We start from the raw sequence: 21,962 nt of genomic DNA on the forward strand, positions 1-21,962 counted from the left end.
TTAATCCTCGGTTTCAATCCCTTGAACAATGACGTTCACTTCGGGTACTTGTAAGCCTAAGTATGCGTTTAGGTAATACTTCACACGGGCTTGAACCGAAGTCGAAATGTCAGCCAACTTCATGCCGTGTTGAACCACGATGTAAACATCAATCGTTAGGCCTTTTTCGCCCTGGGAAACCACGACCCCACGGCCGTAGTTTTCGCGGTTCAAGATTTGGTTAACACCGTCTTTTAAAGCAGAGCGAGAAGCCATGCCAACCACACCGGGGTTAGCGATGGTTGCCCCACCGACAACGGAGGCAATGACATCGTTTTCAACTGTGACATCACCGTTCTTTGTTCGAATTTTAATTGCCATCACATAAGTCCATGAAGCATGTAGCACGCTCCACTTTTCCTTTCAAATTACTTATATCCTATTTTACCATGAGCGGGCAGAAAGCCCAACTTAGCGAAATTCTTTGCAAAGTCATGAAAAAATAAAAAAACCACCCAGTGGAGTGGTTTTTAAACACGTTCGATTGAGCCGTTCTTAAGACCGGCCTTCAAAGTACGTGCAGTCAAGTAAACTTTCTTAGGTGCGGAACCGTTAATCTTAACCGTTACCTTTTGCAAGTTTGGCTTCCAGCTACGACGACTTGAGTTCAAGGCGTGTGAACGTTGGTTACCAAAGCGGGTGCGTGCACCGTTAATTGCATCTTTTGCCATGTGTGACCCTCCTATCCGAGCCGCACAGCGTGCCTGCTCTTCTTATCAACAATACATAATTTTACCAGAGGGTTTCGACTTTGGCAAGAATTTAGGCGTATTTATGCAAAATTTCGCTCAATTGTTCTTTATTGTGAAAACCAGTTAACCGTTCAACGGCCTGACCGTCCTTCATCACAACCAGGGTCGGAATTGCCCGAATCCCAAAGTTACCCGGCGTTTCCTTGTTTTCATCAACGTCAACCTTATAAAAGTCAATCTTTGAGAAACTACCGTCTTCCGCCAAAGCGTCTAGTACGGGTGACTGCATCTTGCATGGGCCACACCAAGTTGCCCAAAAGTCGGTAATGGAAACACCCGTCTTGGTCTTTTCCTCGAAATTTGCGTCTGTTAATGCTTCAACTGCCATTAGCTCCTCCTATCCGTTGACTGGGTGACCAGCACAATGCCCCGTTCAATGGAAACATGTACCAATTCCCCAACAAACTCATTTGATGAATACATAATACCGCTATTTTCCTTAATTGTCAAAGGATACTCAGCATCCAGAATCGAGAAATTATCGACTATACCTAATGGCATAAAACCCAAATAATGGTGGCCGGGGAGTTTCTCCACAACGTTGTGTTCGGCATCCAAATAGCTGATGGTGTTTCGGCAATCCACAATGCTAAAACGGCCAACCAAAGAGGAAAAGCCGACCTGAGGAAGAAAACTATCCAGGAGTGGAATCGTCAAATTCGACAACTCATGATCCAAGCGACCACCGGTTGCCCCATACAAAACAATGTCATCCGCCCCGGCCGCCATGGCGTAACGAACAGCTAAGGCCGTATCCGTGTAATCCTTGTGGGCCGGATAGGTCGTCATCTCACGTTCCTTTTGGTAGGCGATCAAGCGCTGGCGCTCGTCATCAGACACCGAATCAAAATCACCAACGGCAAAGAGCGGCTCAATCCCCTCTTCCATCAAAAAAAGCGCCCCTCGGTCTGCACCAACCCAGTCACCGGGTTCTTTAAAGAGATCAGCTGGCCAGTTTTCCTTTGGGCCACCGGCTAAAATGTTAATTCGCATCGCATCCTCCAAAAAAAGCGGCCGAAATCATTCGGACCGCCTTGGCCCAAGGGCCGTTTCATTTACTTTGTAACATCCAAAAGGGTTTGAACCTTGGCTGCTGGATCCTTCTTGTCATAGACATAAGAACCGGCAACAAAGACGTTGGCCCCGGCATCGGCCGTCAACTTGGCCGTTTCGTTGTTAATACCACCGTCAACTTCGATATCAAAGTCCAGGCCGAGTTCGTTCCGGTAGACAACCAATTCCTTAATCTTTTCCGTCATTTCTGGCAAGAAGGCCTGGCCACCAAAGCCAGGGTTAACCGTCATCACCAAAACCTGGTCCACCATGCTCAAAGCGGGCACGATGGCCGAAACCGGCGTTCCGGGGTTAATGACAACTTCGGCCTTCACACCGGCCTTCTTAATCATCTGCAAGACGCGGTGAATGTGTGGCGTTGCTTCCACGTGAACCCCAATCAAGTCGGCCCCTGCTTCAGCCAAGGCCTCCACGTGGTTTTCCGGGTGAACAGCCATCAAGTGAACGTCCAAGAACAGATTGGTAATTGGGCGCAATTGCTTGACCCAGGCTGGTCCATAGGCCATTGATGGGACAAAGGAGCCGTCCATCAAATCAACGTGCAAGTACTTGGCACCGGCTTTTTCAACCAGGGCAACGTCCTCGCCCAACTTCGTTACGTCAGCGCTCAAAATCGATGGGGCAATAATTCCTGCCATGTTTCTTCCTCTTTCTAAAAATCCGTTTTATCAACTAGTTCAAACGGTCCTGCTTCCACTTGGTCGCGTTTTTCTGATAGACCGGTCGTTTACCCTTAATAATTTGGTAAAACAATTCATAGCTATTATACCGCTCGGTACTAATGGTGCCAAGCTCGACGGCCTCTTTGACCGCACAGCCAGGCTCGTTTAAGTGCGAGCAGGTCCGGAAGCGACAATTGACCGCCGCTTCACGAATTTCAGGGAAATAATCCCCCAATTCCTCCACGGGAAAGTCAAAGACTTCATAGGAGGAAAAGCCCGGGGTGTCGGCAATCAACGTTTGGTAGGCCGGCACTGGAATGAGTGACACTTGACGGGTCGTGTGCTTTCCACGGGAAAGAGCCTGGGAAACTTCACCAACCGTCAGTTTCAACTCAGGTGCCAGCTGGTTTAACAGCGTGGACTTGCCCGCTCCGGTTTGGCCCATGGCAACGACAACTTGATCCTTTAACAGAGGGGTGAAGGCGGTCTTCAAATCATCACCGGCAAAGACGACCGGATAACCAATTTTCTCGTAAAGTCGCACTTTTTCCTTAAAGTCGGCTTGCTCCTTTTCAGAAAGCAAATCTAACTTTGAAAAGTAGAGGACGGGGTGGACTTTTTCAGCCTCTAAGGCAACCAACTGGCGATCAAGCAGGTTCTGTGAGAAGGCTGGCTCGACAACCGAGGTAACGACAATGGCTAAATCAACATTGGCCATCGGTGGCCGCACCAAGCTGTTCTCACGCTCATGCAGAGCCCAAATCAACCCCTCGCCGTTCTCGGACTCAAAGTCGGCCCAGTCGCCCACCAAGGGCTTCTGTCCGTTTTTACGGAACTGCCCCCGCGCCCGGGTCCGTTCAACCGTACCATCCTCGAGCATTAAATCATAATAACCGGCCAACGACCGTATAATCCGTCCTGTTTTCATAGGAATATTATAGCATGGGCACCCGTTTTCTAGGCAAAAGAAAAAGGACCTTCAGAGGTCCTTTTTCTTAATTCGTCTTCATTGTCGAATTTGAACTCGAGCTACTTGCAGACGCAGCACTCGTTCCAGACGAGATCTTCAGTGTTAAAGTTTTATCAATCGTGAACTTTGAGCCAGCTGCTGGATCTTGTCCAACAATCGTGCCGCTTGGCTTATCCGAATCAACCACCGTAAAGGCCAAAGAAACGTTGTTCTGGTTAGCCCAGTTCACAACGTCTGACTGCGAACGGTTCGTCAAGTCTGGCAAAGTCAGTGACTTGGGCCCCGTTGAAACCGTCAGCGTGATGGTTGTATCACCGGGGTCGACTTCTGATCCGGCATCAACGGACTGGCTGATGACTTGACCGGAAGGAACTGTCGTTGAATCCTCGGTCTTCTTCTTGACGGTGATGCCCTTGCTCGTCAACTGGTTGGCCGCCTTTGAATAATCCCAGCCGGTGTAATCAGAAATTGAAACCGTGTCGGTTCCAGAAGAAACCACCAGCTTAACCGATGACCCCTTCTTAACCGAACGGCCAACACCAGGGACGACTTTAATCACATCTCCCTTATCGATCGACTTGGAACTGGTCGAAGACGTGGATGAAACCGACAGCCCGGCGTCTTCCAACTTACTCTTCGCATTGCTTTCGGTCATGTTAGCAACGTCTGGAACGGCCGTGTACATGTTACGAGCATAGGCATAGGCGCCGGCTGCTCCAGCGAAGACCAAGAGGATTAGAGCCAAGACCGCCCACTTCTTTTTCGAACGGTACTTAATGCCGTTCTTATCCAAGACTTCGCGAACAAACTTCGGTGTTCGGTCAACCTGTTCGGCAATCTCCTTAACGGAATAGCCCTTCTGGCCAAAGTCGATAATCCGTTCTTCGACATCGTCCTTCGGCTCTTCTTCCCCATCCTCTAAATCATCTTCCACGAAGGGGTGACTATTCCAGTCCGGCGTCACCAACTTGGTTTCGTCAGAGGCTTCGGGAACGAAACGGCCCTCACCCGAGCGGCGCTTTGACAAAGCTGTCTTTAAATCATCAGCCATGTCTTCCGTTGAGAAGTAACGGTCCTTGGCATCCTTGGTCGTGGCCCGTAAAATGACGTTTTCCAAGGGTTGTGGAATTTGTGGATCAAAGTCCTTAGCGTATGGCATCGGCACTTCGGCGTGCTGGTAGGCAATCCGGTCGGCCGTGTCGCCCTGGTAGGGCACCTGATTGGTCAATAGCTCATACAAGATGACGCCGAGGGCGTAAATGTCCGACTTTTCTGAGGCACTTTGCCCCCGGGTTACTTCCGGTGCCAGGTAGTGAATTGAGCCGATGACCGGTTCCTTGGTGGCTGGCTGGCCAAACTTATTTTGTGCCAGGGCAATGCCAAAGTCGGTGATCTTCACCTGACCATGATCGTCAATCAAGATGTTTTGTGGCTTCAAGTCCCGGTGGATAATACCGGCCTTGTGGGCGGCCGTAACAGCGTCTAGGACCTGTTCCATAATATCGACGACTTCCTGGTATGGAATTGGGAAGTGGGCCTTAATATAGCTCTTCAGGTCCATCCCCGAAACGTATTCCATGACTAAGTAGGGATTCCCTTCGGCTTCCCCGGCATCGTAGAGTTGGACGATGTGGTCGTTGACCAAAGTCGTCGCCGCCTTGGCCTCCTTTTGAAAGCGCTGCAAGGCTTCCGGCTGATCCTTAATGTCAAAACGGATCATCTTCAGCGTCACATCACGCTTCAGGTAGGTATCATAGGCCTGGTACACGTTGGCCATGCCGCCCTCTCCGAGGGGGCGCATGATTTGGTAACGGTTATCAATCATCGTTCCCTTTTCCATTAGTCTAACCTTCCTTTCAATCGATCCTTTAAGACCAGTTCTTCCGCCTTTACCGGCTGATCGTTTTGGACCGTCAAACGCTGACCGGTCGAGGCCATGTGATCGGTCATGTTCGTCATTAACAAAGCGGTCACGTTGTCTGGCACTTGCCTAGCCACGGCGGCTTTCACCAAGGCCGATAGGCGCTCTGAGATATCTAGAACAGAACCCAGTGCCGGATTGTTCCCGGGGCGTTTGACCCCCGGTTGGATGATCGTCACCTGTTCGTCAATCGAGAGGACCTTTTCCAATCCATCCGACGTTAAGTAGAGCCAATCGGCTTCATCCGGTACAAAAGTCGTCCACTCCAAATCCAATTCCTTGTTCACACCCAAGTAGCGCGTCAGCGAATCGGCCTCTGGTAAATCCGGGTCAATTGGTTCACCAGACCGCCGCTCCAACTCGTTTTTCACCGTGTGATCAAAAGTCAGCTGCTTGGCCTGGTTATTCCGCAACAGGTAGGCCTTGGAATCACCGGCGTTCGCAACTAAGACCCGATCCGACAGGCAAACTGCCAATACCAAAGTCGTGGCCATCTGGCTCACTTCCTGATCGTGTTGCCCAACCAGAAGAATCGACTGATTGGCCAAATCGGCCTGGTGAATTAACCAGGCCTTGACCTTCGTTTCTTCGTCATAGGCCACTTGTTCCCAAGCGTGACCAAGGGTCTCGACAACCATTCGAGCGGCTTTTTTCGAGCCCTCTTGCGAAGCAACCCCGTCAGCAACCAGCACTAAAGGATTGCCGGCGCGGTTATAAAAAGCGCCGACAGCGTCTTGATTGTCGGACCTGGCCGGTCCTTTGTCACTTTGGTAGGCAATTGCCATAACTGCTAATCCTTTCTTTGAAAGGTGGCTACGTAAAAGCCATCAGTTTGATAATCATCTGGGTAAATCTTCAAGGCCAGCTCTTCCCGGTCAGCCTTCACTCCCTTAGCCGTTTCGGTCTTCACCTGAACAAAGTCGGGCTGCTTAGCCAAAAAGGCCTTAACAACGGCGTCGTTCTCCTGATTTAAAATCGTACAAGTCGAGTAAACCAAGGTTCCGCCAACCGCTAACTTGGAAGCGGCCGCTTCCAAAATCGCTAACTGAAGGTCCGCCAAGTGCTGCACGTCAGCCATCGTTTTTTCATAGCGGATTTCCGGCTTTCGACGAAGGAGACCCAACCCGGAACAAGGGGCGTCGACCAAAATCCGGTCAAAGTTCCCCTCTAATTCCGTTGGAATCTTGCGTGCATCGAGCGCCATGGCATCAACCCGGTCAGCCAAGCCCAAGCGAGCCGCGTTTTGCGCAATTAGCTTGACCTTATGAGCGTGAATATCTAAGGCTGTTACCCGAGCTCCTTCGGGCAGTTCTTGGGCGATTTGAGTGGTCTTACCACCCGGGGCTGCCGCCGCATCCAAAACCGAGCGAACAGAATCATCGATCTGCATCGCCTCAACCGGCAACATGGCCGATTCGTCTTGAACGGTTAAAAGGCCTTCTTTGTATGCCTTCGATGAGGCCACGTGGCCCCCGCTCACGACGAGGGCATCTGCGGCCAAAAGACCGTCACGAGCTTCATAGCCTTCGGCTTCCAAGGACTCGCGCACAACTTCCTTGTTTGCCTTCACCGTGTTTACGCGCACCGACTGTTCTGGTGCGTGGTTCAAAGACTGCAAGATCTTGTCCGTTTTTTCACTGCCCAACTGCCGAATCAATTCGGTGACCAACCACTCGGGAACGGAATAAACAATGCTCAAGCGCTTTGTTGGATCAGCAATCTTTTTTGGATCAGCTAAGCCCGTTCGGTCCATGTTGTGTAGGATAGCCGTCACAAACTTCGCCGTTCCAACGTTTCCAAGCGTCTTTGCAATTTCAATCGTTTCGTTAAAAAGGGCGTGCTTGGGAATTCGGTCCAATTCCTGCCACTGGTAAAGGGCTGTTAAGAGCAGTTCCTTTACCCAGTTTTCCAACTTCTTACCCTTCACAAAGGGCGCTAACCAGTACTCCAAGAGTAGGCGGTACTGAATCGTCCCATAAACCAGGGTGGTCAACAGCCCCTTATCGGCGTCCTTCAAGGGGTTGGCCTTGATAATTTGGTTTAATTGCAAGTTCGAATAGGCTCCGTTTTTGACTTTTGCTAAAGTCAATACCGCAAGCAAACGCGGGTTATCCGAATGAGTAATCTTTTTAGGCATTCGCCTCTCCAATCGTAATCCAGGCATCCCCTTCAGCTAGGTGCTGGCCAGCCCCGTTCAAGAAGGCCGCGACATCCATCACGGCCTTACCGGCCGGTTGTAAACGTTCCACTGCCAGTTGGCTGCCACCGGCCGCCGCCACATGCAGCTCCTTTTTGTTCTTAAGGGTGATTACACCCGGCTTGGCCGTCGTCTTTTCAGCCAAGGGACGAACCTTAACGAACTTAATCGACTGGCCATCAGAAAGTGCGTGGGCCGGATGGGTTGGGTAGAGACCACGAATGTGCCAATCCAACTCCTGGGCCGTTTCCTGGTCAAAGTGCAGTTGTTGCTGTTCACGGGCGATGTTTGGTGAAAAAGTCACTTCCTCTTCCACCTGTGGTTGGCCAGTTAATTTACCAGCAGCAATCTTTTCTAAGTTCTCGGTAACAAGGGGCACCGCTGCATCCCCTAACTTAGTAAACATGGTTCCGACGTTGTCTTCTTCAGTAATCGGCACCTTTACCACGTCCAAAACGTCCCCGGCATCCATCTTCTTAACCATGTACATCAAGGAAACACCGGTTTCTCGATCGCCATTCATGATGGCGTAGTGAACCGGCGCACCCCCACGGTACTTTGGTAGCAGGGAGGCGTGGGCGTTGACCGCCCCGTACTTGGCTGCCTCTAAAAGCTTCGTTGGCAGGAACTGACCAAAGGCAGCCGTCACGATAAAGTCCGGTGCTAAGTCAATGACTTTGGCCATTTCTTCTGAACCAGAAATCTTTTCCGGTTGCAAAACGGGCAGGCCGAGTTTCTGTGCCGCTTCTTTGACTGGACTAGCCTTCAGCTGACGCTTGCGGCCAAAGGGGCGGTCGGGTTGCGTCACAACGGCTAAAACATCAAAGCGGTCGTCTGCCGCCAGTGCTTGCAGCGTTGGAACGGCAAATTGTGGGGTTCCCATAAAGACAATTGATAAGGTCATGCTTTTTTACCTCACTGTGCTTTCTAAAAAGAATAAGTTAATCCTATTATAGCAAAAAGAAAGAAAAGGCCCAAAGGCAAGCCAGCAAGCAAACCTTTGGGTCTTTTCAATCAAATCGATTTTCAAATCAATTCTACATAAAGGAAACGGGGTCCCGGCGTACTTCCAGGGCAAAGTCCTTGTCCGCCTTCTGTGACCGATCAACTAAATCGCGGAGCAGTTCATCGGCCTCGTTTGGGTCCTTCATTTTTAAAATCATCTGGAAGAAATAGCGCCCCTTCAACTTGGCAATTGAATGGGGTGACGGTCCCAGCAGCAAGACGTCTTCAGGCAAGCGCTTCTTGAGCCAGGCGGCAATCTTGGCCGTTTGCAGGGCGACTTTATTCTCGTCAATGGCCGAACACTGAATCTGCACCGTGTAGAAATAGGGTGGAAATTCAGCGGCATGGCGAATGGCCATTTCCTGCCGGTAAAAGCCCTCATAGTCGTGCTTTTGGGCATACTTCAGGGCGTAGTGTTCGGGGTTATAGGTCTGAATCACAACCTCCCCCTGCCGTTCGGCCCGTCCGGCCCGACCCGCCACCTGCGTCAGCAGTTGAAAAGTCTTCTCCGAGGCCCGAAAGTCCGGCAAGCCCAAGCCCGTATCGGCATTCAAGACGCCAACCAAGGTCACGTCAGGAAAGTCCAGCCCCTTGGCAACCATTTGTGTGCCCAAGAGAATCTGGGCCTTCTTTTGGCCAAAGTCGGCCAGGGCCTTCGCCATCGCCCCCTTCTTGCGCGTCGTGTCCTGATCCAGACGAATCACGGGATAGTCGGGCATGAGCGCGGCCAGTTCGGTTTCGACTTTTTCAGTACCGGTTCCGTAATAGCGGATGCGATTGGAGCCACAGGCCGGACAGGTTTGCGGAATCGCTTCCTGGTAGCCACAGTAGTGGCACTTTAGCGTCAGGCTGTCCATGTGCAGGGTCATCGCCAGGTTACAGTTTGGATCTCGCGGCACAAAGCCGCAGTCCCGGCACATCACAAAGGATGAGAAACCCCGGCGATTTAGCATCAACACCGCCTGCTCGCCACGGTCTAGGACCGTCTGCAGCTTCTCCAAAAGTGGCTTTGAAAAATTGGTATCGCCACGGTCCAGCTGTTCTTGTCGCATATCGACCACTGACACTTCCGGCAAAGTCGCCTGCGGATTAGCCCGCTTTGAAAGCGAGAGCAAGTCATAGACCCCCTTTTGTGCCCGGGCCCGGCTCTCCAAGGAAGGCGTTGCCGAACCCAAAACAACTGGCGCCTGGTGGTAGGCAGCACGCCAGAGGGCCACGTCCCGGCCCGAATAATGGGGATTTTCACTTTGACTGTAGGAAGTCTCGTGCTCCTCATCAACAATAATTAAGCCAAGCTTAGTCAATGGTGCAAAGACCGCCGAACGGGCACCGACCACCACTTGGACTTTCCCCTCGTGAATCCGCCGCCACTCATCGTAGCGCTCACCTGTCGACAGTCCCGAATGCAGGAGAGCAGTTTTCTCACCGAAACGGTCTTCCACCCGCCTTTGCATCTGCGGGGTCAAAGCGATTTCTGGGACCAAAAAGAGCACCTGCTCGCCCCGGTCGATGACCTTCTGGGCAGCCTGCAAATAAACCTCGGTCTTCCCAGAACCGGTGATGCCTTCAAGCAAGAACACCTTGTCCTCTTGCTCGTCAATGGCCTTCGTAATTTGATCGTAGGCCACTTTTTGTTCGGCGTTCAAAGTCTTGACCCCATCGGCCTTTCCGGAAGCAATGGAAGCCGGCCGCCGTTTCACCTCAACTTGAACCTTTTGTAAGATGCCCTTTTTAACCGCCGCGTTTAGAGTAGCCAGCGACACATCCAGTTGCTCCAGCCATTCTTTTTTGGAAAAGACTTGACCGGGGTGGGCCTCAGCAAAGGCTAAAATAACCCGCTGTTGTTTGGCCCCCTTCGTCAAAGTCGCCCCGATGTTTGAGAGCTCATCTAAATCATCGTTTGTTTGGAAAGCCAGCTCCGTCTTCACCCGACCCTGGTTTTCAATCACACTTTCGACCTCTAGCAAGCCAGCCTGTTGAAGGCGGTTAATGGCCCGCCAACCCTTAGCGGAAAAGTCCTTGGTTTGCACCAGTCGTTCCTGCTGCCCGTCCAGGTAGTCGACCCGATCAGCATCCGATAGACCAGCTAAGGCCGTCAAACGCTTCCGGTAGGAAACCTTTAGCGAAGTGGGCAGCATCAAGGCCAGAAAGGTCACCCAAAAAGAGAAGTTCTTTTCGGCCAAGTCATGGGCCAAGTCCAAAAGTTCAGCAGATAGAACCGGCCGGTCATCCAAGACCGTTAAAACGTCTTTGACTTGGTCAATGCTCAAGTCATCCGGCAGCTTATCCGTCAAGCCCACCACGTAGCCTAGAACAGAGCGGTGCCCGAAGGCAACCAGCACCCGAACGCCAGGCTGAACCTCTTCTTGCAGCTCCGTTGGCACTACGTAAGTGTAGGGCCGGTTCGTTTGCTGGGTTGGAACATCGACAACGATTTCTGCATACTGGCTCATCAGGCACTCCTCCTTTCAAATGATTGAAAACCTCTGCGATTTTTTCTACAAAACTGGTCATTTTTAGCCGCGTCAAGCCCATTCAAGAGCACCTTGAAGCGAAAAGGACCCACCATGTAGTAGGTCCACTAACTAGACTTTGGTCAGGTTAACTCCAACTCGTTCTTCAATGATTTCAAGGGCCTGCAAATAGCGGGCATAGTAACCGGCCGGGTCATCTGAGCCACCCTTTCGGTCCAGTGAAACGGCCTTGTCAGCAAAGCCGTATTCTTGGATAACCTGCCAGAGGTTTTCGTCAAAGCGCTTTGAATCCGCATCGTCGGCTCCGTTGGACACCGCCACTTCCGGCGGAATAACCAGAATCAAGTCCAGCTCTTCTTCCCCAATCGTATTATCAAAGAGGAATTGCAGCTTGGCCGCATCTTCCTGGTCCAGCCAGGAGCGGGTTTCGGCCATCGTGACCATGGCGTCCGTGTCAAAAAAGGTCAAGCCGTTGTTGGCCGGAGAATTAATTTCAGCCGAATTGGCATCGTATTGGCCTTGAATAATGCGGGAATAGTCCTTTAAGAGCAATTCGGAATCAAAGACGTTGGACTCTTCTTGATAAGTCCGTGAAAATTCAACGGAAAAAGGCGAGTTCGACGTTCGAGCTAAGCGCCTAGTCAATGTCGATTTCCCCGTTTGGGGTGCACCCACAACCAGAATCTTCTTAGCAAAATGCCGGCGGAAAACACGGTTAATGTAATCCCAGTTGGCCAAGGGATTCTTACGCACGGCCGTGGCCGACACCTTCAAAATCGTCCGGTCCATCAAGGAAACGGACCAGTGGCCATCGTTTGGCAAGAGTTTTTCCAACATTTCTTTATAATCGGCCTCGCCGGTATACAAGGTAATGTGGGCCTCGGGATTCGTAATGTTGCGCTTAATGGTTGAAGTCAGGCGATCCGTCCACTCCTGCCAGCCATTTGGCATTTGGGGAATGTCGTCTTCGTTGATGTAGTCGACTTTGATACTTTCTTCATCGTTAAAGGCTTCGCGCAGGTAGCGGAAGCGTTTCTCAACCGGCAGTCCAATTTGGTCGCCGCGGTCCCCGGTGTAACCAGAGGTAATCACAACCACCCCATCGTTTAGGGCAGCGGCCTTATAAATTTCGGCTTGGTGCCCAATGTGCATGGGCGCCAGGGTACCGAAAAAGACACCGATTTTATCGCCCGTAAGGTTTTCTTTGACTAAGTTTGCTTTAACCATTTTCTCCTACCGAATTGACATGCTTTTCTGATGCAAGTAGTCCTATTATATCAAAGATGACTGCCCGAAAGAAAAGTCCCTTCCCCCAGTCCAGCTCGAACACCCTTCTCAATCAAAGTCTTTTTACGCCGTCACGTATTAATACGTTTCAAACAGAAAAAAAGCTACTCAGATTGAGTAACTTTTTATTTTTAGGCCAGCAGCCCATCGTTTAGGTCAGTGAAATGTCCCCGTTCAGGTTATTGAAGGCCATCGTTGCCTCGGCAGCGGGAACGTTTTGGTAATTCTTGGTCACGTTGATATCACCAAAATGGCTGTAGGTCTTCAACTTTGGCAGCGTTGACGACTGGACCCGAATATCGCCATTGCGATCACTAACGAGACCAGCACTGTTGACTTTGACTTCCGATAGCGTGATATCGCCGTTCACGTTAACCAAAACCAGTTGATCAACATGACTCTTTTGCACCTGCAAATCGCCGTTCAAATTCGCCAGGCTGACTTTCTGCAAGGTTACCTTTTCGGGAAGGGTCACCGTGATATGGTGGCGCTTACCATTTTTAATTCCGATGGTCCAACCGTTGCGTTCATCCCCGGTGACTTTGACAAAGCCATCGGTTGCAGAAACCGTAATATAGTTCTTTTCGGCTCGGTCGGCCGAAATGGCAAAGCGATCACCGGTCTTAACGGTCACATCGGCATCCTTCACCGACAGATCGAGCTGGGTCACGTTTTGCTTGCCAGAAGTAATTTGGTCCGGCGTTAAATCAACTTCTCCCTTATCGTCTGCGTCAGACAGATAAACCGGTCCGTTGTTCCAGTAAATTTGGCCCGGAAAGCCATCCACTACAAAAGTCGTCACCATGAGGAGACCACCCAGGCAGATCAAGACAAGGCCAATCCAAATTTTCTTATTCATTGCCCCGTCCCCCTCGTACGATTCGAAGAACTGTTTGAAAGAGTTGGCGGCTCCAGTCAGCAGACTTCATCGATAACAAAGTCGCCATCGGCGACCAAACCAAAACCAAGCCCAAAAACAAGAGGGCCAAGCCGATGTAAAAGGAACCACCAAAGAGGGATTGAGGAATAACCACGGCGCCGGCAATGCCGACAAAGGCCGCAACAAAGATGAAGGCCACCATGATCAGCCAAGAAATCAGCGTTGGCAGCCAAAGGATGACCAAAACGACCAGGGCCATCAAAAAAGCCAAGGGCGCCTTTAAAAAGACAGCTCCCTTCGATTTCTCCTTTGGCGATGGCTCAGACGGAACACGCTGGTCAGCTGCACTTTCCAGTCCAGCCTGCTTACGAACCTTTTCAGCCAAGTCCCTAGGCTCACCCAAGGTCATTTGTGCTGACCAATCGTCTAAATGGTGCTTCTTCATATAATTGGCATAATGGTCCAACCATTTTGCCTGCTCGTTTTTTGGCAGGTCCTTTAAGGCCTGTTCGAGCTCGTTTAAATACGTCATGTGATTCTCCCGGCAGTCGATAGGCGCCTTCTGCAGTCTTTTGATTCAATCAAGACCAACCGAAAGAAGCCATTGCCGTCTAGGAATTTGGTTTTAGGCAAAGACTGCTTTCTAACCATCAACGGTCAGTAAAAGCAGCGCTAACATGGGCCCTTCCCATATCCATTATAGGTTATCAACTGGTGAGAACAAAATCTTTTCTAAAAAAGCCAATAAAAAAGTCCCCACTGTGAGCGGAGACAGGAGAATTATTATTTAAAAAGTGACAGGTACTTGCCGTAGCCTTCCTTTTCCATGTCTTCCTTTGGCACAAAGCGCAGGGAAGCGGAATTGATGCAGTAACGCAAGCCCCCCTTATCCTTTGGCCCGTCAGGAAAGACGTGGCCCAAGTGGGAATCGGCATCGCGTGAACGAACTTCTGTCCGCGTCATGCCAAAGGAGTGGTCGGTGTTTTCTTGCAAGTCCGCATCGTCAATTCCCTTGGTAAAGGCCGGCCAACCGCAACCAGAATCGTACTTGTCGGTTGAAGAGAAGAGCGGTTCACCGGAAACGACGTCCACGAAGATGCCGTCGTCCCACCACTGGTCATATTTACCAGTAAATGGCCGTTCCGTTCCGGCGTTTTGGGTCACTTCATATTGTTCAGGCGTCAAACGCGCCTTCAATTCTTCTTTACTTTCCTTTGTCATTTTGCCTTATCCTCCCAATACTGTGCCTGGTAACGCTTGCGTGGCGCCATCATCATGGCTTCACGCAAGGGATCCTTCTTATAAAAGTCCTGGTGGTACTCTTCGGCTTCATAGAAAGGCTTAGCGTCTTCAATCGTTGTCACGATTGGTCGGTCAAAACGACCGGAAGCCGCCAATTCCTTCTTGGATTCTTCGGCCACCTGGCGTTGCTCGGGTGAGTTCACGAAGATCACCGGACGGTAAGTGTCGCCACGGTCGGCAAACTGACCAGTGGCATCCGTTGGATCAGCCACTTGCCAGTAGAGATCAACGAGTTCCTTATAGGAAATCACCTCTGGATCAAACCAGATTTTAACGGCTTCGGTATGACCGGTCGTGTGCGAGCACACTTCTTCATAAGTTGGGTTTGCCACGTGGCCGCCAGTGTAGCCAGAACGGACCTTCTTGATTCCAGGAAGGGAATCAAAGGGTTCCACCATGCACCAGAAACATCCACCTGCAAAAATTGCTGTATCTTCTGCCATGTAAAAGACCTCCTAAGTACTATTGTACTCAGGAGGTCTTTTTCGTCAATGGTCTAGTTGAAATTTATTCCAAAGCAAGAACTCGTTAATAAAATTAGAAAGATTAGATTTTACTCTCAATCCAGTCCCAAACTTCGTCTTTACCGGATTTCGTTACCGATGAAAAGAAACAAAAGTCTGAATTCTCCCCATCGTATTCCACTGCTTTTTTGATGATCGACTCTGATTGGTTTAGTTTTCCACGAGCAATCTTATCGGCCTTGGTAGCCACAAGCAAAATCGGAATGTTGTAGTAGTTTAACCACTGGTACATCATGATGTCTTCTTCGCTTGGCTTATGCCTTGCATCAACCAAAGAAATCACCCCACGCAACTGCTTTCGTGACGTAATGTAAGTCTCGATCATTTGGCCAAAGGCTTCCCGTTTCTTCTTGGAAACCTTGGCATAACCATAACCAGGAACATCAACGAAGTACAGGGAATCCTCAACAGCGTAGAAGTTCAAAGTCTGCGTCTTACCAGGCTGACCCGAAGTCCGGGCAAAGTTTTTCCGGTTGATCAGCGTGTTGGTCAAAGAAGACTTGCCGACGTTTGAACGGCCAACGAGGGCAAATTCTGGCCGGCCATCTTCCGGATACTGACTTGGCGACACGGCCGACATGACCATTTCAACGTTATGAACGTCCATCTTTAGTCCTTCTCTTTCGTCTTTAAGACCATCTTTGGTTCTTTACCGGATTCAACGGCGGCCTTTGTGATGATGACTTTTGAAACGTCATCGCGTGACGGAATTTCGTACATGACATCCTTCATCACGTTTTCAATAATCGAACGTAAGCCACGGGCCCCCGTTCCACGGGAAATGGCCAAGTCCGCCATCGCCTTCAAGGCCGCTGGCTGGAATTCCAGGTCAACCTGATCAAGACCAAGCAAGGCCTTATACTGTTTGACCAAGGCGTTTTTTGGCTGCGTTAGAATGTGGGTCAAGTCCTCAACCGTCAGCTCGTCCAAGACTGTGATGATTGGCAAGCGACCAATAAATTCTGGAATCAAGCCAAACTTTGACAGGTCTTCAGGCTCCACGTTTTGCAGGATATTGTCTTTACTCAAAGCTTCAGCGTTATCAGAAGAGGCGGAACCGAAGCCAATCACACGCTTTCCCAAACGTTCCTTAATGATGGTGTCCAAACCAGCAAAGGCCCCACCAACGATAAAGAGGATGTTGGTCGTATCGACTTGAATCAACTCCTGGTTAGGGTGCTTACGACCACCCTGTGGTGGCACGGAGGCAACTGTGCCTTCAAGCATCTTCAAGAGGGCCTGCTGAACTCCTTCCCCGGAAACATCTCGGGTAATCGAGACGTTTTCAGACTTTTTAGCGATCTTATCGATTTCATCGACGTAAATAATACCGCGTTCCGCTGATTCGACGTCAAAATTAGCGGCTTGCAACAACTTCAAGAGAATGTTCTCCACGTCTTCACCGACGTAGCCAGCCTCCGTCAAAGTCGTCGCATCGGCAATGGCAAAGGGCACCTGGAGGATTTTTGCCAGCGACTGGGCCAAGTATGTCTTTCCCGAACCGGTTGGTCCAAGCAAGGCAATGTTTGACTTTTGCAGCTCCACATCCGTTGTCTTCAAGGCGTTTTCGTTAACACGCTTGTAGTGGTTGTAAACCGCAACGGCCAAAGTCTTCTTCGCGTCTTCTTGTCCGATCACATAATCACCGAGTGATTCCACGATTTCCTTTGGGGTTGGCAAGTCGATTTGCTCGTCCTTGGCTTCGACCGCCAATTCCTCTTTAATAATTTGTTCGGCCAGGTCCGTGCATTCGTTACAAATGTACAAACCGTCAGGACCAGCAACTAACTTCTTAACCTCGTCAGCACCCTTTCCACAAAAAGAGCAGTGCACCATTGGTTCTTGATTTTGCTCAGCCATAAGCCGTCCTTTCTATTGATGATCTGTCAAACCACTAAGCGGTCTAACGATTCGTCAAAGTCCTTCTAAGAAAAAAAGCCCGCTAGGGGCTTTTTTTCACGTTTACTTTGCCTTGGCAGAAGAAACGATCTTTTCAACCGCTTGCTTCATGGCGATGTCGTGCTTCAACAAAGCATCTGACAATGATTGCTTAACTTGTTCTTCAGAGATGTTGTACTGAGAAGCCAAGTCCTTCACTTCAGCAGCCACTTCTTCATCTGAAGGTTGGAAGTCTTCCTTCTTGACGATGGCTTCCAAGACCAAGTTCGTCTTCACGCGCGTGTCGGCACCTTCAGCGAACTGTTCCTTCAATGATTCTTCTGTTTGACCAGAGATTTGGAAGAACATTTGTGGTGAGATACCTTGTTGTTGCAATTGACCGAGGTATTGTTGCATTTGACGGTTCACGTCTTCATCGATCATTGCTTGTGGAATGTCACCACCGACAACTTCGGCGTTCTTCACAGCGGCTTCAACGGCAGCGTCTTCGAAGGCGTCGTCAGCAGCTTGCTTACGAGCTTCTTCCAAGTTCTTCTTCGTCTTTTCCTTCAATTCAGCAAGGGTGTCAACGTCTTCGTCAACGTCCTTGGCAAATTCATCGTCCAATTCAGGCAATGACTTGCGCTTAATTTCGTGAAGCTTAACTTCGAACAAGGCTTCCTTACCAGCCAAATCCTTTGCTTGGTATTCTTCTGGGAAGGTTACCTTCACGTCAACGTCGTCACCGGCAACGTGACCAACCAATTGGTCTTCGAAGCCAGGGATGAATGAACCTGAACCGAGTTCAAGTGAGTAGTCCTTTGACTGGCCTCCTTCGAAGTGGTCACCGTCAACTGAACCGTCAAAGTCGATTACGACCGTGTCGCCGTTTTCTGCCTTGGTTCCTTCTTCTTGCAAGACCAATTCAGCCTGGTTTTCTTGCATGCGCTTGATTTCAGCATCAACGTCTTCGTCTGAAACCGTTGCGTCTTGCTTTTCAACAGTCAAGCCCGTGTAGTCACCCAACTTGATTTCTGGGGCAACGGCTACTTCGGCCTTCATTTCCCAGTCAGCACCCTTTTCCATTGAAACAGGGGCGATGTCGGGTTGTCCAACAACCGTGATACCAGCTTCTGCAACAGCAGCTTGGTAAGCGGCTGGCAAAACGATGTCCATCACGTCTTGGTACAAAGCTTCTTCACCGAACTTTTGCAAGAAAAGTGACATTGGCACCTTTCCCTTACGGAAGCCAGGAACCGCAATCTTGTTCTTGTTCTTTTCAAAAGCGGCCTTCAAACCCTTTTGTACATCCGCTTCTGCGATTGAAAATTCTAACGTACCACGGTTTGCATCCGCAGCTGCTGTCCATTTAGACATAGTAAATCCTCCAAGTCATTTCTTCCTATTAATTTTAGACTAAATAGCCGATTATCACAAGGTTAGAGCGGATGAAATTTAGAAAATATGGGGGATTTCCCTCTTTTTTTCTTTTTTTAATGTTGCTTTTGTCTTTCTTTGTTATCATAGTGAAAATATCAACGGCTAGAGAGAAGACGCATGGTGAAAGCATTACTGAAAAAATACAACCGAATCATCCGATACCTGATCTTGGGCTTCGGGACATTTTTAGTAAACATGTGGTCCTACGGCCTCATTTCCAAAGTCGCCAACTACTCCATTTCCTACACTCTGGCCTGGGCCATCGCCGTGCTCTTTGCCTACGTGACGAACCGACAGTGGGTCTTTAATTCTAAGGCCTCTGGTTTCCAGATCATTCCCGAAATCATCAATTACTACCTGTCGCGTGGGCTGACCTTCTGGCTTGGTCTGGTCATCATGTGGATTGGCGTCCATCTGCTTTCCTTCAATGACTTTTACGTAAACATCGCCCGAAACGCCATGCTGCTCATCCCCAATTACTACTTGGCCAAGTTCTACGTCTTTCGCGACAAGCAGCGGCAACTAGACAACGAAAGCCTGACTGAAGAGGAATTGGGCGAATAGCCTAATCGGATTCCCAATCTTCATAAAAAAGTCGCACGCCGTTCACCCCAACCATGCTATAATTTAGTCAGAAAAGGAGCCGCCCTACCAGACGGCTCCTCAGGACAAAGCCGCAAAGCGGTGACTGTCCTTTCTGGTTCATATAGAAATCGCCATACTCGGTCTAGTCATAAAGCGAGTATGGCTTTTTGTTAGTTTCCCTTCTTCTTACGTTTTGCCAACCAGTCCAGGTATTGATGTAATTGTCCAAAGGAAACAACAACAATACAGACAGTCTGCAACATCAAGCAGAACTTCACCAGAATTTGCTACACCTTTCGTCATCTTGTTTTGTTCCATAACGGTCCTCCACTTCGAATGATGAAAGGACAGCAACCAAATCGCTTCTTTGTCCTGCCCGTATCTTAACACAAATCAAAAGAGCGTAAAGCCGACCAATTCGGGCTTTACGCTCTTTTTAGACTCTTTTTATTAGCGTTGTCTAACAATCATCGAAGCAGCCAAAGATAAAATCAACAAAGGGTCCTTTCGCTAGTTCCTCTAGCGACTTTGGCATGCTTTTTTGAAATTATTCAGGCAAGTTGGCCAATTCGACAATCGCCTGACCATAGATTCCCATGGAGCGAACCAAGTCGTCGACCAAGGCGAATTCGTTCACCTGGTGCATCGTCTCTGGTGAGTCTGGGAACAAAGCCCCAAAAGCCACCCCGCGTTCCATCAAGCGGCCGTAAGTTCCCCCACCGATGACTTGGTCATGGGCAGGCAGGCCTGTTTGGTCGTGGTAGATGGCAAGCAAAGTCTGCACAACCGGATCCTCGGGCGCCACGTAGTGCGGTACTTGCGCATGGCCGCCAATTTCGGCCTTGTGGGGCCAGTTCGAAACGGCATCGGCCAGTTGACCGCGGATAAAGTCGGGACTAATGCCCTTTGGATAACGGAAGTTATAGTTGATGAAGGCCCCGTTTTCTTCATCGAAGCGGATGATGCCGACGTTCATTGACAAGGCGCCCATCACGTCATCTTCAAAGGCCACGCCTAATTGACGACCAGTTGGGTCATCGTGTGACCAGGTGCCCAGGTAGGCCAAGAAGCCGGCAGCAGAACCACCAAAGTCGTACTGTTCCAAGAAGTGGGCCAGGTACGTTCCGGCGTTCTCACCGGTTTCGGGTAAGGAGCCGTGAACCTGCTTACCAATCACTTCAAAGGAAACTTCGTCGCCATCCAGGCTGACTTTTCCGTGAATCTGAGGGTGGGCCTTCAGATAGGCTTCGAAATCATCGTCCACCTTATCAAAGTCGAGCCCAACCACGGTTGCCCGGGCAACACCAGAGACCATGTTCGTTCGCAAGCCGGATTCGAAGTTCAGCAACTGGGCCTTATCCCCATTCGTTCCAGCAGCGGTCACGTTCACCTGCACGTTTCCCTTTTCCCCGTTGATGATTGGGTATTCCGCATCGGGTGAGAAGCCAAAGGCTGGTGCTGGTTCGACTTCGAAGTAGCGGGTCATTCCCGTCCAGTCGTTTTCTTCATCAGTTCCAAAAATCAAGCGAACCCGGCGCTTCAAAGGCAAATCCAGATCGCGAATCATCTTGAAGGCGTAGTAAGCGGCCAATCCCGGTCCCTTGTCATCGGAAGCCCCACGGGCAATGACCTTACCGTCTTCGATTACTGCCGTAAAGGGATCGGTATCCCAGCCTTCACCGGCCGGCATCACATCGACGTGGGCCAACAAGGCAACGTATTCCTCGCTGTCCTTGGGACCAATTTCGATGTAGCCAACCACGTTATCAATGTTCTTAGTGGTGAAGCCGTCACGGTCCGCCAGTGACAAAATGTGTTCCAAAGCCGCCTTTGGTCCAGGCCCCAGGGGCGCATCCTTGCTTGCCTTACTATCGTCACGCACGGAAGGAATGGCTAAATAGTCCGCCAAGTCCGCCAAGTAGGCGACCTCCTCTTCCTTTGCTTTCAACTGCCAATCGACCATGAAAATACCTCCGTTTATTTTCTCCGGAAAAGTCGTTCATGACTTTTTCATAATTTTCTAATGATTTGATTTTAATTATACACAAGTCCGCGTTAAAATGTTTGCAGGAGGTCGAATTTTTTATGATTAATTTATCGCACAATCTGGCAGCAAACATCATCACCCCCAGAAAGAAGGACAGCTTCAAGGGAAACTACGGTCACGTCTTGATCGTTGGTGGCAACGAAAACCTTGGCGGGGCAGTCATCATGAACGCCCAGGCCGCCGTTCAATCCGGAGCTGGCCTAGTCACGGTCGCGACGGACATGAGCAATAAAACCGCCATTCACGCACGCCTGCCCGAAGTGATGGTCATGGACTTTCGACAAGATTTAACAAAGGCCGTCCAAAAGGCCGACGTTGTCTTAATCGGCTCTGGCCTTGGTGAGGAACTCAGCGTCCTGCAGAATGTCTTTGCCCAGATCAATGCCGAGCAAACCCTCATCATCGATGGTTCGGCCATTACCATGATGGCTGAGCACAACCTCTCCCTGCCCAATGCCCAAGTCGTCTTAACTCCCCACCAAATGGAGTGGCAACGCTTTGGTGAGGTGCCCATTGCAAACCAGAGCATGGAAGACGCCAATTGGGAAGCCCTCGTGAACATAAAACCCGAACCAATTCTCGTTTTGAAATCTTCTGCCACCCAGGTATACTTGGAAGATGACATGTATCAACTGTCCATTGGTGGCCCCTACCAAGCAACAGGCGGGATGGGTGACACCTTAGCCGGCATGGTGGCCGGCTTTGCCGCCCAGTTCAAGCCTTTAGGGCCAGCCGTCTTGGCGGCCGTTTACTGCCACTCGGCCATTGCCGAAGAACTTAGTAAAAAGGCCTACGTGACCCTGCCTTCAAAAATTGCTGAAGCCATCCCGGCCTTCATGCAACGGTTGGCAGAAGAGACTGTGGCAAAGGACCCGGTTGATACCAAACAAGAAGAGTAATTTTGACCAGAAGGAAGAGAAGGCAA

Annotated in this window: 22 protein-coding genes; 2 read left to right on the top strand and 20 right to left on the bottom strand. The window is 50.2% G+C overall.

The genetic code is table 11. From position 1 onward, the window contains the following. The 19 genes from G6R28_RS03105 to tig form a co-directional block, all read right to left on the bottom strand. On the bottom strand, positions 1 to 360 hold the full coding sequence (locus tag G6R28_RS03105) for an Asp23/Gls24 family envelope stress response protein (RefSeq protein WP_213792763.1): 360 nt from the start codon (positions 358 to 360) through the stop codon (positions 1 to 3). 149 nt (positions 361 to 509) lie between these two features. Then, positions 510 to 710 (bottom strand): 50S ribosomal protein L28, encoded by a 201-nt coding sequence (gene rpmB / locus G6R28_RS03110; protein WP_010691569.1) that lies wholly within the window; start codon positions 708 to 710, stop codon positions 510 to 512. 91 nt (positions 711 to 801) lie between these two features. Beyond that, positions 802 to 1,119, bottom strand: coding sequence for a thioredoxin (gene trxA / locus G6R28_RS03115; protein ID WP_213792764.1), 318 nt, complete (start codon positions 1,117 to 1,119; stop codon positions 802 to 804). Then, the gene (locus G6R28_RS03120; RefSeq protein WP_213792765.1) at positions 1,119 to 1,784 is read right to left on the bottom strand and encodes a thiamine diphosphokinase; all 666 of its coding nucleotides are present in this window, start codon (positions 1,782 to 1,784) and stop codon (positions 1,119 to 1,121) included. Before G6R28_RS03120 ends, trxA begins: the two co-directional genes overlap by 1 nt. Before the next feature lie 62 nt (positions 1,785 to 1,846). Then, on the bottom strand, positions 1,847 to 2,503 hold the full coding sequence (gene rpe, locus G6R28_RS03125) for a ribulose-phosphate 3-epimerase (RefSeq protein WP_213792766.1): 657 nt from the start codon (positions 2,501 to 2,503) through the stop codon (positions 1,847 to 1,849). 34 nt (positions 2,504 to 2,537) lie between these two features. Next, positions 2,538 to 3,455, bottom strand: a complete 918-nt coding sequence (gene rsgA / locus G6R28_RS03130) for a ribosome small subunit-dependent GTPase A (protein ID WP_213792767.1) — start codon at positions 3,453 to 3,455, stop codon at positions 2,538 to 2,540. A 67-nt stretch (positions 3,456 to 3,522) separates the two neighbouring features. Next, positions 3,523 to 5,337 (bottom strand): Stk1 family PASTA domain-containing Ser/Thr kinase, encoded by a 1,815-nt coding sequence (gene pknB, locus G6R28_RS03135; RefSeq protein WP_213792768.1) that lies wholly within the window; start codon positions 5,335 to 5,337, stop codon positions 3,523 to 3,525. Next, the gene (locus G6R28_RS03140) at positions 5,337 to 6,203 is read right to left on the bottom strand and encodes a PP2C family protein-serine/threonine phosphatase (protein WP_213792769.1); all 867 of its coding nucleotides are present in this window, start codon (positions 6,201 to 6,203) and stop codon (positions 5,337 to 5,339) included. The genes pknB and G6R28_RS03140 overlap by 1 nt, the downstream gene beginning before the upstream one ends. A gap of 5 nt (positions 6,204 to 6,208) precedes the next feature. Next, positions 6,209 to 7,555 carry a 16S rRNA (cytosine(967)-C(5))-methyltransferase RsmB gene (rsmB, locus tag G6R28_RS03145; RefSeq protein ID WP_213792770.1) on the bottom strand — a complete coding sequence of 449 codons (1,347 nt, stop codon included), beginning with the start codon at positions 7,553 to 7,555 and terminating at the stop codon, positions 6,209 to 6,211. Then, positions 7,548 to 8,519: a methionyl-tRNA formyltransferase gene (fmt, locus tag G6R28_RS03150; RefSeq protein ID WP_213792771.1), complete on the bottom strand. Its 972-nt coding sequence runs from the start codon at positions 8,517 to 8,519 to the stop codon at positions 7,548 to 7,550. The genes rsmB and fmt overlap by 8 nt, the downstream gene beginning before the upstream one ends. A gap of 133 nt (positions 8,520 to 8,652) precedes the next feature. Next, positions 8,653 to 11,073, bottom strand: coding sequence for a primosomal protein N' (gene priA, locus G6R28_RS03155; protein ID WP_213792772.1), 2,421 nt, complete (start codon positions 11,071 to 11,073; stop codon positions 8,653 to 8,655). A 132-nt stretch (positions 11,074 to 11,205) separates the two neighbouring features. Next, a complete protein-coding gene (locus G6R28_RS03160) occupies positions 11,206 to 12,321 on the bottom strand; it encodes an AAA family ATPase (RefSeq protein ID WP_213792773.1) in 1,116 nt (371 codons plus the stop codon). 211 nt (positions 12,322 to 12,532) lie between these two features. Then, positions 12,533 to 13,240: a DUF4097 family beta strand repeat-containing protein gene (locus G6R28_RS03165; protein WP_213792774.1), complete on the bottom strand. Its 708-nt coding sequence runs from the start codon at positions 13,238 to 13,240 to the stop codon at positions 12,533 to 12,535. Next, positions 13,233 to 13,793, bottom strand: coding sequence for a DUF1700 domain-containing protein (locus G6R28_RS03170; protein ID WP_213792775.1), 561 nt, complete (start codon positions 13,791 to 13,793; stop codon positions 13,233 to 13,235). The genes G6R28_RS03165 and G6R28_RS03170 overlap by 8 nt, the downstream gene beginning before the upstream one ends. A gap of 251 nt (positions 13,794 to 14,044) precedes the next feature. Continuing rightward, positions 14,045 to 14,482: a peptide-methionine (R)-S-oxide reductase MsrB gene (gene msrB, locus G6R28_RS03175; RefSeq protein WP_213792776.1), complete on the bottom strand. Its 438-nt coding sequence runs from the start codon at positions 14,480 to 14,482 to the stop codon at positions 14,045 to 14,047. Further along, positions 14,479 to 15,006: a peptide-methionine (S)-S-oxide reductase MsrA gene (gene msrA / locus G6R28_RS03180; protein WP_213792777.1), complete on the bottom strand. Its 528-nt coding sequence runs from the start codon at positions 15,004 to 15,006 to the stop codon at positions 14,479 to 14,481. The genes msrB and msrA overlap by 4 nt, the downstream gene beginning before the upstream one ends. Positions 15,007 to 15,109: 103 nt before the next feature. After that, complete coding sequence (gene yihA, locus G6R28_RS03185) at positions 15,110 to 15,694, bottom strand: ribosome biogenesis GTP-binding protein YihA/YsxC (protein ID WP_213792778.1); 585 nt, start codon at positions 15,692 to 15,694, stop codon at positions 15,110 to 15,112. Between the two features lie 2 nt (positions 15,695 to 15,696). Continuing rightward, a complete protein-coding gene (clpX, locus tag G6R28_RS03190; RefSeq protein ID WP_213792779.1) occupies positions 15,697 to 16,947 on the bottom strand; it encodes an ATP-dependent Clp protease ATP-binding subunit ClpX in 1,251 nt (416 codons plus the stop codon). Positions 16,948 to 17,049: 102 nt separating this feature from the next. Continuing rightward, complete coding sequence (gene tig / locus G6R28_RS03195) at positions 17,050 to 18,342, bottom strand: trigger factor (RefSeq protein ID WP_213792780.1); 1,293 nt, start codon at positions 18,340 to 18,342, stop codon at positions 17,050 to 17,052. A 180-nt stretch (positions 18,343 to 18,522) separates the two neighbouring features. Between tig and G6R28_RS03200 the strand changes: the two genes are divergently transcribed. Further along, positions 18,523 to 18,969: a GtrA family protein gene (locus G6R28_RS03200; protein WP_213792781.1), complete on the top strand. Its 447-nt coding sequence runs from the start codon at positions 18,523 to 18,525 to the stop codon at positions 18,967 to 18,969. A gap of 568 nt (positions 18,970 to 19,537) precedes the next feature. Here G6R28_RS03200 and pepV read toward each other — a convergent pair. Then, positions 19,538 to 20,953 carry a dipeptidase PepV gene (pepV, locus tag G6R28_RS03205; protein WP_213792782.1) on the bottom strand — a complete coding sequence of 472 codons (1,416 nt, stop codon included), beginning with the start codon at positions 20,951 to 20,953 and terminating at the stop codon, positions 19,538 to 19,540. Between the two features lie 122 nt (positions 20,954 to 21,075). On the opposite strand from pepV, the gene G6R28_RS03210 reads away from it, so the two are divergent. After that, positions 21,076 to 21,936: an NAD(P)H-hydrate dehydratase gene (locus G6R28_RS03210; protein ID WP_213792783.1), complete on the top strand. Its 861-nt coding sequence runs from the start codon at positions 21,076 to 21,078 to the stop codon at positions 21,934 to 21,936. Positions 21,937 to 21,962 lie beyond the last annotated feature (26 nt).

The organism is Fructobacillus papyrifericola (assembly GCF_018437235.1).
Lineage (GTDB): Bacteria > Bacillota > Bacilli > Lactobacillales > Lactobacillaceae > Fructobacillus > Fructobacillus papyrifericola.